Source organism: Mucilaginibacter sp. NFX135 (assembly GCF_048565145.1).
GTDB lineage: Bacteria > Bacteroidota > Bacteroidia > Sphingobacteriales > Sphingobacteriaceae > Mucilaginibacter.
Map to the genome: position 1 here is coordinate 2,100,083 of NZ_CP183412.1, position 17,260 is coordinate 2,117,342.

General features: G+C 42.9%; 12 protein-coding genes. 7 read left to right on the top strand and 5 right to left on the bottom strand.

Annotation, left to right across the window (positions count from 1 at the left end; genetic code table 11):
• The first annotated feature begins 74 nt into the window (after positions 1-74).
• Entirely contained in the window at positions 75-2,360 is a 2,286-nt protein-coding gene (locus ACNURT_RS09060; protein ID WP_419701454.1) for a GH92 family glycosyl hydrolase, read from the top strand.
• A 9-nt stretch (positions 2,361-2,369) separates the two neighbouring features.
• A complete protein-coding gene (locus ACNURT_RS09065) occupies positions 2,370-4,661 on the top strand; it encodes a GH92 family glycosyl hydrolase (RefSeq protein WP_419701455.1) in 2,292 nt (763 codons plus the stop codon).
• A gap of 385 nt (positions 4,662-5,046) precedes the next feature.
• On the opposite strand, the gene ACNURT_RS09070 is transcribed toward ACNURT_RS09065, so the two are convergent.
• Both ACNURT_RS09070 and ACNURT_RS09075 read right to left on the bottom strand, forming a co-directional pair.
• Positions 5,047-7,962 (bottom strand): glycoside hydrolase family 38 C-terminal domain-containing protein, encoded by a 2,916-nt coding sequence (locus tag ACNURT_RS09070; RefSeq protein WP_419701456.1) that lies wholly within the window; start codon positions 7,960-7,962, stop codon positions 5,047-5,049.
• A gap of 367 nt (positions 7,963-8,329) precedes the next feature.
• Positions 8,330-10,654, bottom strand: a complete 2,325-nt coding sequence (locus ACNURT_RS09075) for a family 20 glycosylhydrolase (RefSeq protein ID WP_419701457.1) — start codon at positions 10,652-10,654, stop codon at positions 8,330-8,332.
• A gap of 243 nt (positions 10,655-10,897) precedes the next feature.
• Between ACNURT_RS09075 and ACNURT_RS09080 the strand changes: the two genes are divergently transcribed.
• Positions 10,898-11,266: a SnoaL-like domain-containing protein gene (locus ACNURT_RS09080; RefSeq protein ID WP_419701458.1), complete on the top strand. Its 369-nt coding sequence runs from the start codon at positions 10,898-10,900 to the stop codon at positions 11,264-11,266.
• Between the two features lie 87 nt (positions 11,267-11,353).
• Here the strand turns inward: ACNURT_RS09080 and ACNURT_RS09085 are convergent, their stop codons facing one another.
• Positions 11,354-12,181, bottom strand: a complete 828-nt coding sequence (locus tag ACNURT_RS09085) for a hypothetical protein (RefSeq protein WP_419701459.1) — start codon at positions 12,179-12,181, stop codon at positions 11,354-11,356.
• 143 nt (positions 12,182-12,324) lie between these two features.
• Here ACNURT_RS09085 and ACNURT_RS09090 point away from each other — a divergent pair, with 143 nt between their 5' ends.
• The 4 genes from ACNURT_RS09090 (at position 12,325) to ACNURT_RS09105 (ending at position 16,030) form a co-directional block, all read left to right on the top strand.
• Entirely contained in the window at positions 12,325-12,729 is a 405-nt protein-coding gene (locus ACNURT_RS09090; protein ID WP_419701460.1) for an EVE domain-containing protein, read from the top strand.
• Positions 12,729-13,874, top strand: coding sequence for a carbohydrate-binding family 9-like protein (locus ACNURT_RS09095; protein ID WP_419701461.1), 1,146 nt, complete (start codon positions 12,729-12,731; stop codon positions 13,872-13,874). The genes ACNURT_RS09090 and ACNURT_RS09095 overlap by 1 nt, the downstream gene beginning before the upstream one ends.
• 5 nt (positions 13,875-13,879) lie before the next feature.
• Positions 13,880-14,959: a family 10 glycosylhydrolase gene (locus ACNURT_RS09100; RefSeq protein WP_419701462.1), complete on the top strand. Its 1,080-nt coding sequence runs from the start codon at positions 13,880-13,882 to the stop codon at positions 14,957-14,959.
• A gap of 87 nt (positions 14,960-15,046) precedes the next feature.
• The gene (locus ACNURT_RS09105) at positions 15,047-16,030 is read left to right on the top strand and encodes an aldo/keto reductase (RefSeq protein ID WP_419701463.1); all 984 of its coding nucleotides are present in this window, start codon (positions 15,047-15,049) and stop codon (positions 16,028-16,030) included.
• Positions 16,031-16,205: 175 nt separating this feature from the next.
• Here the strand turns inward: ACNURT_RS09105 and ACNURT_RS09110 are convergent, their stop codons facing one another.
• Entirely contained in the window at positions 16,206-16,655 is a 450-nt protein-coding gene (locus tag ACNURT_RS09110; RefSeq protein WP_419701464.1) for a MarR family winged helix-turn-helix transcriptional regulator, read from the bottom strand.
• An 84-nt stretch (positions 16,656-16,739) separates the two neighbouring features.
• Positions 16,740-16,916: a DUF5522 domain-containing protein gene (locus tag ACNURT_RS09115; RefSeq protein ID WP_419701465.1), complete on the bottom strand. Its 177-nt coding sequence runs from the start codon at positions 16,914-16,916 to the stop codon at positions 16,740-16,742.
• Positions 16,917-17,260 lie beyond the last annotated feature (344 nt).

Genomic DNA, 17,260 nt, shown 5'->3' on the forward strand with positions numbered 1-17,260 from the left:
AGTAATAGTACAAAAGCAATTTGCCTGGGATTGTTATGCAGCCCTGCAGTTTCATCACAACTAAATTATAACTAATGAAAGCACTTTTTAGCGCCATTTTGGTTTCACTTTGCCTGAGTACCTATGCACAACAAACTGGAAAGATCAGCAGTCCTGTTGATTATATTAATCCCTTGATGGGCACTGATTCTAAACCCGATCTGTCAAACGGAAATACTTATCCGGCTATAGCATTGCCCTGGGGGATGAATACCTGGACACCGCAAACCGGCAAAATGGGCGATGGCTGGCAATACACTTATGCGGCCGATAAAATACGAGGCTTTAAACAAACCCACCAACCAAGTCCCTGGATGAATGATTACGGGCAATTTGTAATTATGCCGGTAACCGGCAAACTGCGTTTTGACCAGGACGAGCGTGCCAGTTGGTTTTCGCATAAATCAGAAACGGCCAAACCTTATTACTATAGTGTTTATCTGGCCGATGCTGATGTGACTACAGAGATAACCCCGACAGAACGAGCCGCCCAATTTAGGTTCACTTTCCCTAAATCTGATAGCTCATTCATTGTAGTTGATGCTTTTAACCGGGCGTCATACATCAAAATATTGCCTAAGGAGCAAAAGATCATCGGTTATAGTACCCGCTATGCACGCGGTAAAATGACCAATTTTAAAAACTACTTTGTTATTTATATAGATAAACCTTTTACATTGGCCAAAGCATGGCATGATAAAACACTTGCTCATGATTCATTAGAGATCAACAGTGCTCATTCCGGAGCAGTTATTGGTTTTAAAACAACCAAAGGTGAAAAGGTACATCTGAAAGTAGCCTCCTCATTTGTAAGCTTTGAACAGGCTGAACTGAACCTGAAACGCGAACTGGCAAACGATAATTTTGATGCTACCTGCCAAAAAGCTAAAGCGGTATGGAATAAAACCCTGAGCCGTATTAATATAGAAGGCGGCAGCATTGACCAAACCCGCACTTTTTATAGCTGCATGTACCGCATGCTGTTTTTTCCGAACAAGCTGTATGAGCTGGATGCGCAGAATAAGATAGTGCATTACAGTCCCTATAATGGAAAGGTAATGCCAGGCTATTTGTTTGGCGGTACCGGCTTTTGGGATACTTTCAGGGCGCTTTACCCATTCCTGAACCTGGTTTATCCGTCCATCAACAAAGAGATGCAGGAAGGTTTGATCAACGACTATAAAGAAGGTGGCTGGCTACCAGAGTGGTCGAGTCCGGGTTATGCTGATATCATGGTGGGCAATAACTCAGCCTCGGTTGTTGCCGAAGCTTATCTGAAAGGCTTGCGCGGGTATGATATTAATACTTTATATGATGCCCTGGTACACGGCGCTAATAACGAAGGCCCGATATCTGCCACAGGCCGTTACGGCGTAAAATATTATAACGAATTGGGTTATGTTCCTTATGATGTAAAGATCAATGAAAACGCAGCCCGCACATTGGAATATGCTTATGATGATTTTGCCATTTACCAATTGGGCAAAGCCCTGGGCAAACCAGAATCTGAAATTGGCATCTACAAAAAACGCAGCCAAAATTACCGTAATCTGTTTGATCCATCAACCGGTTTAATGCGTGGCAAAAACAAGGATGGATCTTTCGAAACACCTTTTAACCCTTTCAAATGGGGCGATGCTTTTACCGAGGGTAACAGCTGGCATTACAGCTGGAGCGTTTTTCATGATATTCAGGGACTCATTAACCTGATGGGCGGCAAACAAAAATTTGTGACCAAGCTTGATTCGGTATTTACCATACCGCCGGTATTTGACGATAGTTATTATGGTGGAGTGATCCACGAGATTCGTGAAATGCAGATAGCTAATATGGGTCAATACGCTCATGGCAACCAGCCTATCCAGCATATGATATATCTGTATAACTATGCTGGTGAACCCTGGAAAACGCAGTACTGGGCTCGTGAAACCATGAACCGGATGTACAAGGCTACACCAGATGGTTATTGCGGTGATGAAGATAATGGTCAAACATCGGCCTGGTATGTGTTCTCGGCTATGGGTTTTTACCCGGTTTGCCCTGCCAGCGACCAATATGTGCTGGGCGCACCATTGTTTAAAAAACTAACCCTTACATTAGAGAACGGCAAGCAGGTAGTGATTAACGCCCCTGCCAACAGTGCGCAAAACCGCTATGTTCAAACTTTTAATGTTAACGGTAAAACATATACTCCAAACTGGTTGAGTCACGAAGCGCTGATGCAGGGTGCGGTGATCAATGTTGGTATGGGAGCGACACCAAACAAAAGCAGAGGTACGCAAGACAAGGATTTTCCATTTTCTCTGTCAGAGAAAAACTAATTATATCATATGAAACATTTATTCACTGTTTTTTTATTGGGCACCGCTTTTATAGCAGGTGCACAAACACATCCGGCAGAAAAACTGGTACAGTACGTTAATCCCATTATAGGTACCCAACGTATGGGGCACACTTATCCTGGAGCTACCGTGCCTTTTGGTATGGTGCAGTTAAGTCCCGAAACAGATACGGCCAGCTATGAACTCAACGGTCATTATAATCCTGATGTATATAAATACTGTGCGGGTTATCAGTATGATGATAAAACCATTGTTGGTTTTAGCCATACCCATTTCAGCGGAACAGGGCACTCCGATTTGGGCGATTTCCTGATCATGCCTACCGTTGGCGCTTTAAAACTGAATCCGGGTACTGCAGACAAACCCGGTAGCGGTTACCGTTCTGCGTTTTCACACCAAAATGAGGTTACCGAGGCCAACTACTACAAAGTGAAGCTGGATGCCAGTAACATCATTGCCGAAATGACCACCACCACGCGCGTGGGTTTTCACCAATACACTTTCCCGAAGTCGGATCAATCACACATTATTTTGGACCTGATGGCGGGCATCTATAACTATCCCGACAAAAACGTGTGGACTTACCTGCGAGTATTGAATGACTCCACCGTGATAGGCTATCGCCAAACTAATGGTTGGGCACGTACCCGCTCACTGTACTTTGCTATGAGCTTTTCAAAACCGTTCTATCAGCATGGTTACAAAAAATACGATAAACGTGAAGTTTACGGAGGTTTCTGGGGTAAGTTCAATCAAACCAAAAACTTTCCTGAAATAGCGGGTCGCCAAATTAGAAGTTACTTTGATTTTAAAACCGAAGAAGGCGAAAAAATCAAGATCAAATTTGCCATATCGCCGGTAAGCATGGATGGCGCACTCAACAATATGCGTACCGAGCTACCAGGCTGGGATTTTGAGAAGGTGAAAAACGACGGGCAACAACAATGGGAGCAGGAACTGCACAAAATTGTGATACAAGGCAATAAAGAAACTAAAGAGAACTTTTATACCTCGATGTACCACGCCATGATCAACCCAACCATTTATATGGATGTGGATGGCCAATACAAGGGCCTTGATCAGAACGTTCATAAAGCCGATGGTTTTACCAATTATACCACCTTCTCTATGTGGGATACTTACCGTGCCTTGCACCCGCTTTTCAATATCATTGACCCTAAGCGGAATGCGGATATGATACAATCCATGATGGTGCACTTTGATCAAAGTCCGGAGAAGATGCTGCCCATATGGTCAAACTCTGGGAACGAAAACTGGTGTATGAGTGGTTACCACAGCGTAACGGTATTGGCCGATGCGGTTGTAAAAGGTAATGCTCCATTTGATGCCAACAAAGCGCTGGATGCCTGCATTGCAACTGCCCGCCATCGCGATTATGAAGGTATAGGTGAATACATAGATAGGGGATATATTCCGGATGAAAAAAGTGGTGTATCGGTATCATCAACCCTGGAATATGCTTTTGACGACTGGGCTATTGCACAGATGGCTAAAAAGTTGAACCGCAACGATATTTACGAAGAGTTTATCAAACGCTCTCAAAACTACAAGAATGTATACGATGCCAAAGCAGGCTTTATGCGCCCCAAACTGGCTGATGGTACCTTCCGTCAAAAATTTGATCCATTGAGTACCATTAACGAAGGATTTATTGAAGGTAATTCCTGGAACTACACCCTGTTTGCCCCACAAGACCCGGAAGGACTGATCAAGCTGATGGGCGGTAATAAACGCTTTGTAGGTTACCTGGATTCCTTATTCACTATGAACCTGCCTGATAAGTACTTTGCCGAAACCGAGGATATTACCCGCGATGGGATCATCGGCAATTATGTACATGGTAACGAGCCATCACACCACGTGGCTTATTTGTACAACTGGACAGATAAACCATGGAAAACACAGGAACGCATCCGGATGATATTACCGCGCATGTACAAACCAACACCAGATGGTTTAGGCGGTAACGACGATACCGGCCAGATGAGTGCCTGGTACATTTTCAGCTCATTGGGTTTTTATCCGGTAGCGCCTGGGTCTGACCAATATTCAACCGGCAGCCCGGCGGTGAATGGCGCGATGATCAACTTGGATAATGGCAAAACGTTTACCATCAATGTTAAAAACCAAAGCCCTAAAAATGTATATGTACAAAAAATGGAACTGAATGGTAAGGTACTTAACGGTCTTTTCATAAGCCATGCCGATATCATGAACGGTGGCGAGATCACTTTTTATATGGGATCAAAACATCAATAAAACCATAGATCGTGATATAAAAAAGAGGCTGTATCATACATCATGATCAGCCTCTTTTTCTTGATCCATCCGGATACTCAATTAACAAAAAAAGTGGGTTGGTCAATGTCATTATTTAAGGATCGACCCCAGTGGGGCAAATGTCGGTAGAAAAATAGCATGTAAAATACCGTGCCATCGGTACGCAACTTGGCGAGTTGCGTACCGATGGCACGCTAAAATGTTAAAAAACTTCGCTGTTCGAAGTCTCCGACTTCGGACGACTATGCCTGTAGTTTAAAACTACAGAAAGCCGGTTGGTTCTATGTTCTCCTGTAGTCTTAAGACTACAAGCATAATGGTTCGAAGTCAGAGACTTCAAACAGCGCGAGCAACTTGAAGATAATTATTTATCTATCCGAATACTCAATACTCCTTTGGCTGGAATAGTAAAATGATTCCCTAACTCCTTTAGCCTGTCTTCCATCAAATTACTTTCCCAAACTTTAATAATGGATACTGTATTTAGAGTGATGCCCGCTTGACTATCGGTATCGCTACTATTCACTAATTGAGCTATCACGCCTTGTCCGTCGTCAGTTGGTTTGATAGCTTCTACATAAATGTTATCACCAGTGATCTTAAAGAATAAGCCTTTTCCCGGCGCGCCTGTGGCTGCGGATACGACCAGTGGTTGATGATTATTCAGGCCGGTTTGGTCAGCTTTAAAGCTGTTAAAACCGCTTTCATGAACCTGCATAAAGTAGTGGAAAGTAGCTTTACCTTCCTGATCTGCGCGGAAATTGGTATGCCACAGGTTGTTCATCACCCAGGAATACAAAACTGATGACTGTGGAGTGAAGGAAAGCCATTGCGGCGCATGATGCAAACCACCCAACAGATTGCCGGTAGTAATGTTACCTATCTCAAATAAAGGCGCGTCCGGGCTCGACCAGGTAATGCCATAGTTACTGTTAGATACATCAACCCAGCGCTGCATGGTAAACCAGTTGTGATTGGCGTAGGGTAACTGATCGGCTTCCACACGGGCGCTGCCCCAGGGAATACTGTAACGCACTTGTGCACCCGGTACATTAAACGGAAATGCAAAATGTACGCTCTCTTTACGCCTGATAGCTGTTTTATCGATCGTGTTGATGAGTTCCACCTGATCCAGTCCGCTTACCAGTCTAACCTCACGGATAAGACCTTTAGTGCCAGGAGCATCCGAAGTAATGAGCATACTTACTACCAGCGGCCCATTTTCTTTGATGCTGATATGGGTATTGGAAGTACTCACGAGTTTCTTTAATGAATCACCCGGCATATACATATATTGGTTTAGCCCGACAGAATCCGCAGCAACATAATTACGACCAGATGTTCCCTTGGTAAGCTTTACAATATTGCCGCTTTTGGTATCCACAGCGAGGGTATAAATACCATTGCTTAAGCTATTCCCTGTGATTTTAGCCTGACCATTGCTGAAGGCTTTGCCTGCATAAATGGTATAGGTTTTTTTACCCAGGGCTGGTACGGCATCCGCCACAAAAGCCAGCTCGCCGCTGCTTAAACGTTGTGAGGGGATCTTTTTACCCGTAGCATCCTTAACCAGGTCGCCGGTTTTGCTGAGATTGGCAGGTATATAAACTACGTCTGTACGGGGCCAGTTGGTGGTGTTGTAGATATCAATGTCATTGGCTTGCGTTGCAGTTGGTTTTAAGGCCTCGGTCATTAAAGAATCCACCTGTTTTTCGGCGCGCAGTACATAGCCCTGCTTTACATTCCATTCGCTTTTTACCTTTTCGTTATCGGGTTCGCCTACGCTGTTATAGGCCCCCCAGGTATGTTCGTTATAAAGCAGTAGGTTTTTCCAGGTATCATCGAAAGCAATAGCGGGGTAGGCTGGCGTATTACGGATGGCCCAGATAGCTCCTGCTTGTTTCAACCTGTCGGATGTAACCCGGCTCAAAGCGGTTTCCCGTGCGGCAGACGATACCCCGTCTGTCCAGTACTCGGTATAATCGCCGGTAAAAGATGGGATCTCATTTTTGTATTGCTTTTCCAGGTCATTAAAAAACTGTTTTACCGAGGTGATGATCAGTTTGGGTGAAGTATAATGCTCGTTCCAGGCTTTTACCGCATCGGGTAGTTCCGGGTCGATAGGTGCGTTATCGCTCATGGCCCAGGTAAGTATGGTCATGTTGTATGGGAAATTGTTTTGTTCCAGATCGCCCAGGTATTGGAAAAGGTATGGGTTCAGGAAGTTTTCTTCGGGATGACCGGTATAATAAGGTTTGGGATCATCAATGGTAAAAAAGTTGGGTATTTTGCTGCCTTTAAGCCGATAACCGATGGAATAAGGCTGGCATTGCCAGAACAGCAATTTCTGCTTACCGGATGGGGATAACCAGTAAAAAGGTTTATCCTGCCATTTGGCCAGGTTACCGATCCGGTCAGACGCGTTAGGGCCTGATAAAAAGTAACGGATGCGCGTTTGCTCAGCCTGGGCCGCCAATCCCCAGGAAGCCCCCGGCACATCGCCCTGGAACATGGTATGGATCCCGATACCCTGCTCACGCGCCAGTTTTTGCGATTTGGCAAACATCTGCATCAGCTGCCGGGAATCGGTCATGCTGGTATTGATATTACCGTAAGCGCCATCCAGATTTATCCAACCTTTTTTGACGGCGTTCCAGAAGCGGGCTTTCTTTTCGGCATTGGCTTGTTTCAGATAATTATCTACTACCCATATGGCTTCGGTTGTCCATTTAAAACGGGCCTCAGTAGGGTAGTTCTGTGTTTTTTCGGCCAGGTCAATAGATTCGTCAATATTATCTATATGCAGTTTAAGCACCTTGACTTGTGTATTGGTATAGCCAATATCAACATGCGAGTGGGGCAACACATACACACTCCAATTATCGCGGGCTGGTTCCATAATGCAGCGGGCCGTATAAGTTTGCCCCTTATATGCTAAAGTAACAGTAGCCTGGGTAGCTATTTTAATAGCAGGGCCAGGCAGGGGCACTTCAAAAACTTCCAAGCCAGCAGTACTGGCGGGAATGACGATATTGTCTGTATGGTTATTAAATGAAACCGACAAGGTACCGGCATTATAACTTTTGCCATTCCTGAACAGTAACCTGGCTATTCGCCTGTTTTCGCCATGATATTTTACATAAGCCACCGTAGGCTGCAAGGTTATGGAGGTAAAAGCAGGTTGCGCTTTTTGACCATAAGCGCCTGTAACCACGGTGCTCAGTAAAAACAGAATAGTGATAAGGCAGAAGCTTTTTATACCGAATTGTCGTCTTTTCATTATAATGAGGATGATTAAAATCTAACGGGATAACTCAATATGTTATAATGTACAAACATATAATATAAAATGAATAAATCAAGATACTTAGCCATAAAATTATAGGCTAAGAACAAAGCCCTTACCGGGGGCTTTGTGATTGCCATCGCCCATTCAGGCGTCCACGCTTGAATGTAAGACGAGTGAGCGTCCACGCTCGCGAAACCCACTATTTATTCAGTAACGGCTTCATATGATCTTCTATTTGAAAAACGATTTCCCTGACGTTTTGGGTAGCTGTGAGCGTAGACGCTCACAGTTTTGTTAGTTCAAGCGTGGACGCTTGAACTGGCGTTTTTCTAATCACTTTTTATAATGGGTAACCGTATCAATTAAACAGCATACCCGGCATAATTTCCTTTTTGCCTGCCGAACCCGGCGGCGCTATAAAAACGCGTAACGGGGTTTGCCTTATCCGGTATGATCCGGGAACGGGTACTGGAGCATTGTAAATATATTTTACCTTGATAGTATGGAAGCCCTTAGCCAATGGAAGAGCGGGTTCGCTTTCGGTTATTTTTTCGCCATCAATAAATACCTGGGTATCTGTGTAAGATGCCGTACTGAAATTGTAAGCCCCATCTGCGGGGATGTTGATATAACCGCTGTACACTATACCAAAGCTGGGGTTATCCTTTTTAAAGGTTTCGGCATTTAACCTATCGGTAATGGCCGAATCCGGCGCGCTGGTATAATCCAGTTGCTCGGGCACGGTGAATTTGCTTTTGATGAGTTTATAGCTTAAGCCGGGTTTATTGGCGGTATAATTTACCCCTGGCATCAAGGCACGATTGTACATCAATATGCGGGTAGCTATACTGCGCCGACCTGTTGGCGTGATCACACGTGTTTTAAACTCGCGCTTTTCATTAGGCGGTACTACAATAGTTACGGGTGACGTATATTCCCAATCGGTATCCAACGGGTCGCGGCCGTTATAGGTAATAAAGATCCGGGCACCCGGTACTACAGATTTGGGCGTAAAGGTAAATTTATCGCCAAAAACCATCGTGTCAATAACCGGCAGTGCGGTAGGTACACGGTAGTTATAGTGCATAGCCTCTAAACGTGCAAAATGTTTGGCCAGTCGTACCTCGGCAAAATTGGTATAGTCTTTATTTTTAGGCTGACTCCAGGCTACTTCTGACAGCGCAAATAAACGTGGCAATATCTGGTATTGTAATTTGGCCACGGTGGGTACATATTCTGTCCACAGGTTACCCTGGGTACCTATCACATATTTTTGTTCATCAGGTGTTAATTCCTTGGATACGGGATCGTAATTATAAGTTTCATCCAACGCCGCATAACGACCAAACGAAACCGGCTCCTGCGGTGATCCGCTTTGATAATGGTCAAAGTAGTTGCCGGTGGTTTGCGGCGTCATGATCACGTTATGTTTTTGATGCGCGGCGGCAATGCCACCGGCTTCGCCCGTCCAGCTCATCACGGTGGCGTTAGGGGCCAGTCCGCCTTCCAATATCTCATCCCAGCCAATAATACTGCGGCCCTTGGAGTTCAGGAATTTTTCAATGCGTTGTATAAAATAGCTTTGAAGTTCGTGCTCGTCCTTTAACCCCTTTTCCTTGATCAGCGCCTGGCAAAAGGCCGACTCTTTCCAGGGTTGTTTGCCAGCCTCGTCTCCGCCTATATGAATATATTTGCTCGGAAAAAGTTCCATTACCTCGGTCAGTACATTCTCCAGGAAAGTAAAAGTTTCTTCGGTAGGGCAATAGATATTGTTGATGTCACGCGCGGGGATCTTGGTATCGGCGGGTGGCTCGCATTTGAGTTCGGGATAGGCCCGCAAGGCAGCTTCGGAGTGTGCGGGCATTTCAATTTCAGGGATCACATTGATATAGCGCTGGGCTGCAAATTTAACCACATCGCGAATATCATCCTGGGTATAAAAACCGCCATAAGATAATGAATCGGGCCAATCGCGGTTAGTACCAAAGGAAGTTTGCATCCTGTAGGCGCCAACTTGGGTTAGCTTAGGATATTTCTTGATCTCGATGCGCCAACCCTGACCGTCAACCAAATGCCAGTGGAAGTTGTTCAGTTTATAGGCCGCCATCAGCTCAATAACCTTTTTAACCTGGGGTACGGTAAAAAAATGACGCGATACATCCAGCATCATACCCCGGTAGCCAAATCTGGGACTGTCTTCAATGGTTATGCAACTAAATTTTTCGGTTCCCGAAGTCTCCACCGGGAATAATTGCATGAGGGTTTGAATGCCATAAAACATGCCGGCATCCTTACCAATAATAGTAATGCGGTGCGGGGTGATGGTTAACTTATAACCTTCTTTAGGCAAGGTGGCAGCTCCTTTAGCGGTTAATATGAGGGTAGTTCCTTTGGTAGATTTTACTTTAGAATTGTATTTAGACAGTTTGTTATTAAAATGCCGGCTGTTCAACAGAAAATCTTTCAAAAAAGCAACGTTCCTGTCTTTGATATTGTCCGCTTTGATCTGGGTTAGCTGGCTGAATATAAATGTACCCTGGACTTTTGTTATGGAAGCCGGCGCCGGGATGATCCCCAAATGTGGGTCATCAACGGGTGTTTGTGCCCTTGCCTGGAATGTTAACATCAGGAAGCTTAAAAAGGTTAACAGGAAGTTTAGTCGTGCGGTATAATTTTGATTCATGACAAAGGTAAAATGATGAATAAACCGGGTTGTTCCCCGCTAAAATAGTTCATATTAATTTAATCATCAGTATAATGCCGGATGTAACAGATTATTGACAATTAAAACCAGATGTATCTGCGGATGAAACGTGTCGCATAAAATTGAGCAAAAGGTAATCTAAATTTAAAATACCTGCTCTGCATAATGAACAGATTATTAATAACTTTAACATAACGAACCACCAATTAAAATCATTCAATTATGAACACACAAGAAGTAGCTAACGCATTAGTACAGTTTTGCCGTGAGGGTAAAAACTTTGACGCCATGAATGAACTGTATGCCGATAATATAGTAAGTCAGGAACCAAAAGGGGCCTATGAGGAATTTACAAATGGCAAAGAAGCTGTGATAGAGAAATCAAAACAGTGGTTTGAATCGGTAGAAGAGATCCACGGTGGCACTGTTTCCGATCCAATTGTAAGCGCAAACTTTTTTGCAATCACCATGGATACGGATGTCACCTTTAAAGGAATGGGGAGAGTAAATATGCAGGAGATCTGCGTATATGAAGTTAAAGACGGTAAAATTGTTTTTGAAAGATTTTTTTACAGTATACCTGAGCAATAAACGAATCAGACCAATTATAAAGCTAAAACCCCGCAACATCTGTCGCGGGGTTTTTTGTTGGAATTTTGTATTTTAAGGACTTGCCTTTTACCTGTAGATAATTTCTCTTTTGAAAAGCTTGTTAAGTTGCCTTTCCTTTTTACCATTTGATTTTAGGGTAATTATATATGTTTTTTGTTCAATCCAATTACCGGTTTTATCATATCGGTATTCGCATTCATAAAGATTTACCGAACCATTTAAATTTTTTGTGGAATAACTAATAGCATCATTATATTGATTATAGTTGCTTTTATCCTCTTCGCTTATAGTAGCAGGAGTAAAACGAATCTTTGCTGTGTCGGAACTAAGCTTTGTTCCATCATTTTTAAATACAGAGGTCACCACTGTGTTTTTATCATAGTTATATTCAGCTGTCTCTTTTCCGAATGGATTATTATTGGCATCAAAAAGAACCAGTTCAATAGGATCACCTTTGCCGTTATTAACTATTTTCACCACATCAATGATCTTTCCATGCGCAGTACTATCAATGGTTCCTATCAGAAAGCCGTGTTCATCATATTGATTAGTAGCGATTTCTTTGCCGCGGCCGTATTTTAACCACCTTTCAAAGATCCTGGAGAGCTTAAGGTGCCTGGTCGTATCATTGACATAGGTGAGTTTAGCAGTTAATATCCCATCCGGAGTGTACCGTTCTTCTGTCAATAACATCCCGGCGGCATCAAATACTTTTATATTTTTAGCTGTCTCCGTATGGCTTGACGAATAAAAGGTGTTTTCCTCAATGATCTGCTTCGGCCTCCCAAACTTATATTCTTTACCATCATTCATATGCAAAGCCGTATAAAGACTTTGGGAGTAACAAATTGTTGAAACAGAGAGTAAGAATAGTAATACTATAGATTTTGTCATGTATCAAATTTAAACAATAATTTATCTAATGTATGATACCATTCAAATTCTTGTCCCTCCATGTTTTTTACAAAATGCTGTTTTAGTTTATCGGTGTATTTTAACATCTTTACGGTTACAAAATATATAATTCAGAAACATTTATGCAGCACTGGTTAGTCAAATCGGAACCCGTAAAATACAGTTGGGAAAAGTTTAACAAGGATGGACGTACTTTTTGGGACGGCGTGCGTAATTATCAAGCCCGGAATAATTTACGATTGATGAAGGAAGGTGACCTGGTGCTGTTTTATCATAGTAACGATGGTAAAGCCGTGGTAGGCATTGCTAAAGTAGTAAAAGAGGCCTATCAGGATCCAACAACTTCAGACCCTAACTGGGTAGTGGTTGATCTGTCGCCGGTTGAGACCCTAAAGAAACCAGTGACCCTGGAAACCATTAAAGCTGATGAACAATTAAAAGATGTAGGTTTGGTTAGGCAAGGCCGCCTGTCGGTAATGGGTTTAAAACGCGAGGAGTTTGACCGTATATTAGAACTGGGCAGTTAATGAAAATCTATATCGTTACTTCCAATTTATTAAAAAGCCGTCGTAAAATGATGGCTTTTACTGTTTTTGTGATTTTAATGCCCTGGCAGCTCAAGGCCCAGGATGTTTTTAAAGGCTTTGAAAACCTGTTTACCGTTCCCGAAAGTTATGTGGTAAAACATACCAGTAAGGCTCCCGCAATTGATGGGGATATTGACGAACAAATATGGCAACAGGCCAAATGGACGAAGGATTTTGTAGATATTGAAGGCAGCCTGAAACCGAACCCTCCATTGCAAACCAATGTGAAAATGCTTTGGGACGATAGCTGTTTGTATATCGCCGCCAGGATATACGATCCGCATGTGTGGGCTAACTTAAAAAAACATGATGAGGTTGTATACCGGGAGAATGATTTTGAATTGTTTGTTGATCCCATGAATACCGGGCATCAATACTATGAAATAGAAGTTAATGCTCTGAACACCATTTTCGATTTATTTTTGACAAAGCCCTATCGTAACCAGGGCGCCGCCATCTCTGGTTGGGATGCTCCTGGTTTGCGTACCGCTGTAAAAGTACAGGGCACGCTCAATAATGCTGCCGATACAGACAAGGGCTGGACAGTTGAAATGGCTATTCCATATAAAGCTATTAATCCCGGTTTCCGGAGAACGGTGCCGCAGAATGGAACTGTATGGCGGATCAATTTTTCGCGGGTTGAATATGATACAAACATTCAGAATGGTCAATACATTAAAGTAAAAGATGCAGCCACGGGTCGTGATCTGCTGGAACATAACTGGGTATGGTCGGCCCAGGGCTTGATCAACATGCATTATCCGGAGCGTTGGGGTTATCTGTTGTTCAGCGATCATCAGGCTGATGATGTGGTGTTTGAAATGCCTTACGCCGAACTGCAGAAAAGATATTTATGGCTCGTTTATTTCAAGCAAAAGGAATGGCAAAGGCAAAACCATAGTTACGCGCAATCATTAAAAGAATTGGGATTGGAAAGTAGTTATAACATTTTAAAAAAATTTAATAACTTACAGCTCGAAGCTACTAAACATCAGTTTATGGCTTTAATTAACGATGAGGAAAATAAAATAACATATACCATTAACCAGGATGGATTTGTTGAACCCTTAACCACCAATCACTAAACGCCATGAATAAGCGCGAATTTTTAAAAGCTGGTTTAGTAGCCACCGTTGCCGCTCAATTACCTGTAAAAGGGCAGGCAAAACCTATTGCTGTAAATAAGAAAAAAGCCATGAAAAACTGGATCTGGATCAATCCTAACCTAAAGGATACGGATGAGGATCTGAAAACCAGTTACACGGCTTACAAAGCAGCCGGTATTACCGGGATATTTTTCGAGAATGATAGCGAAAGACACTTCCGCGCCGCGAAAGCTGCTGGTATTGAGGCTCACCGCTGGATCTGGACTTTTAACCGTGCCGAAAAAGTAGCTGATCATCCGGAATGGTACAGCAAAAGCCGCAATGGTGATTCCTGTGCCGATAAACCACCTTATGTTCAATATTACCGCTGGCTTTGCCCATCGCGCCCGGAAGTTCAGGATTATCTGACCAGTACCGTTAATGATATATTGACCAAGGACTATGTGGATGGCATCCACCTGGATTACGTGCGTTATTGCGATGTGATACTTCCTGTAAACCTGTGGGATAAATACAAAATTGAACAAACTAAAGAACTACCCGAATATGATTTTTGCTATTGCGAAGTTTGCCAGGCTAAGTTTAAAGAACAATACGGTAAGGATATTAAGGCCATCCAATACCCGGATGCCAGTCTTTCCTGGCGCTTGTTCAGGTATGGTAATATCATCAGGGTGGTGAATGCGATATCGGCAGTAGCCCATCAGCATAAAAAACCGATCACCGCAGCCGTTTTCCCAACGCCTGAGGTGGCACGCCGTAATGTACGCCAGGACTGGACAAACTTTAAATTGGATGGCGTTTGCCCTATGATATATCACGGCTTCTACAAAGAAAGCGTAAGCTGGATAGGCGATGCCGTTGCCGAAGGGATTCACGTGCTTGATGGTAAATTCCCGTTGTACGCAGGCCTTTATCTTTCTGATTTTAATAATGATGAAGAAGTGCGTTCGGGTATTCAGTATGCCTTAAAAAACGGAGCATCCGGAGTATCCTTCTTTGGCCGGGTTACACCATCGGTATTGGATATTTTGAAACAGGAGAGCGCGGCATTTAAAGCATAAGTCAAAGAATATTTCGATCATACTATCTGCAAAGCCGTTTTGTTTATCCGAACGGCTTTGTACTTTTACAGCATAGCAAACTACACGATGAACTACAGGGATTTTAAAGGCACAGCCATTGCCGAAGTTGGATTAGGTACCTGGCAACTGGGCAGCGCAGACTGGGGCAATGTAAACGAATATGAAGCCATCAATATTTTAAAAGCTTATACCGATGCTGGCGGCAACTTTTTGGATACTGCCGATGTATATGGTATGGGGGTTAGCGAAACCGTGATCGGCAAGTTTTTAAAAATTGTTGATCATAAAGTATATGTTGCCACCAAGCTGGGTCGTCGTGGTGATGACCCAAATGGCTGGCCCCAGAATTTTACTTATGATGCCATGAAACGTCAGGTAGAAGATTCGCTTCGCCACCTGGATATCCCCCGTATATTCCTGGAGCAGCTTCATTGTATACCTACCGAAGAAATGCGCTCGGGGAAAGTGTTTGATCATCTGCGCCAGTTACAGGAACAAGGTCTCATTACTCATTTCGGCGCCAGTGTGGAAACATCCGAGGAAGCACTGATCTGCCTGGACCAGGAGGGTTTGGCTTCGTTACAGATCATCTTTAACCTGTTTAGGCAGCATGTAGCCGATGAGGTGTTTGCCAAAGCCGCTGAAAAAGGCGTGGCTATCATTGCGCGCGTACCATTGGCCAGTGGTTTATTATCCGGTAAGTTCACGACACAAACCCAGTTTAGCCAGAACGATCATCGTCATTATAATGCCAATGGCGAAGCGTTTAACGCCGGTGAAACATTCTCGGGCATTGAATTTAGCGAAGGTGTAAAATTAGCAGGTAAAATAAAAAGCATGTTTCCTGATGACAGAATGCCGCAATGGGCCATTCGTTGGATCTTGGATCATCCGGAGGTTACTACTGTAATACCCGGGGCATCCAAAGTAACGCAGGTTAACAGCAATGTAGAGGCGGTAAAACTGCCTCATTTATCAACAGAGGTTCATCAGCAATTAAGATCATTGTATGATGCTGAGATAGTTGATAAAATAAGAGGGCATTTTTAAAATATAACGATCAACTATTAGTACTTGTCATTCTGAGCGGAGCGAAGAATCTGTTTTAAAGTATGCAAAGTTCGCGAATAGATCCTTCGCTTCGCTCAGGATGACAAATAAAGTTTTTGAAGTTTCCCCTTCAGGGGGAGATTATTACATGAGGGCTTCGCCGTTTAGAGGGGGCTTACCCTCTCAGCTTATCCAGCAGGTCGCTGAGTATAGCGGCTTCCTCTTCGGTCATATGATCTTTCAGCATATCTTTGGTTTTAAACTCCTTATCCATTTTTTCCAGAATTTGTAAACCCAGCTCGCTGATGCGGATATCAACCGCGCGCCTGTCTTTATTATTGGTACAACGCGAAACCAGTTCCTTTTGGATCAATCGGTCAACAATACGCGATGCATCCGACATTTTATCAACCATGCGTTCTTTCAGCAGATTGATAGTTGCTGGTTTAGGATACTGTCCTCTTAATATCCGCAGGATATTAAATTGTTGTTGGGTGATATTATATTTATCAAAGCTGCATTTGAAAGCGTTGGTTAACCAACTTGCTGTATACGCAATGTTAATTACCGCTTTATGATAGTTATCTTCAAAGTTTGAACTTTGTATTTCGTCGTCAATGCGCATAATTGGTAACAATCAATAAGAATGTAAATATGTTTAATTATTTTTAATTTGAGCTAAGTCTATACGTATGCCGGGGACTATTCATTACAGCTCGTTTTTATTTAATTCATTTTGAGTATCAGTAATATCTGTTTTTCCATAATTCCAGGGGCAGTGCAGGCATTTATTTTTACAACAATAGCCCCGTTTTAAATGATACTCTTTTGTGAAAACAAAATTGCCATCCTCATTGATGTAATAATCTATCCCTTCCTGTAACATTTATTTAAGCTGTTTAGCATAGCTCTTTAACAAGCCATGCCATTTTTAACACTTGCTGCCGCGATAAAACTTTTTAAACCTTAAATTTTAACATTTTTCGGTTCAAAAACGGGGTAAAAATAGTTTAAAAACGCTCAAAAGGCGCCAATTTTAACAATTTTCAACACGGTTTTGACGTGTTTTGGATAGTTTAAAAAGTTGCTAATTGGTTGATAGTTTATATAAATATTACCCTTCTTTTTGATCGTATTTATGCTTAGTTCAACAATCAGCCTCCTCTGAAAAAGAGCGTTAGGGCTATCGTTTATACAAATTTACTAAAAAAATTGGTAATCGTAAACGTT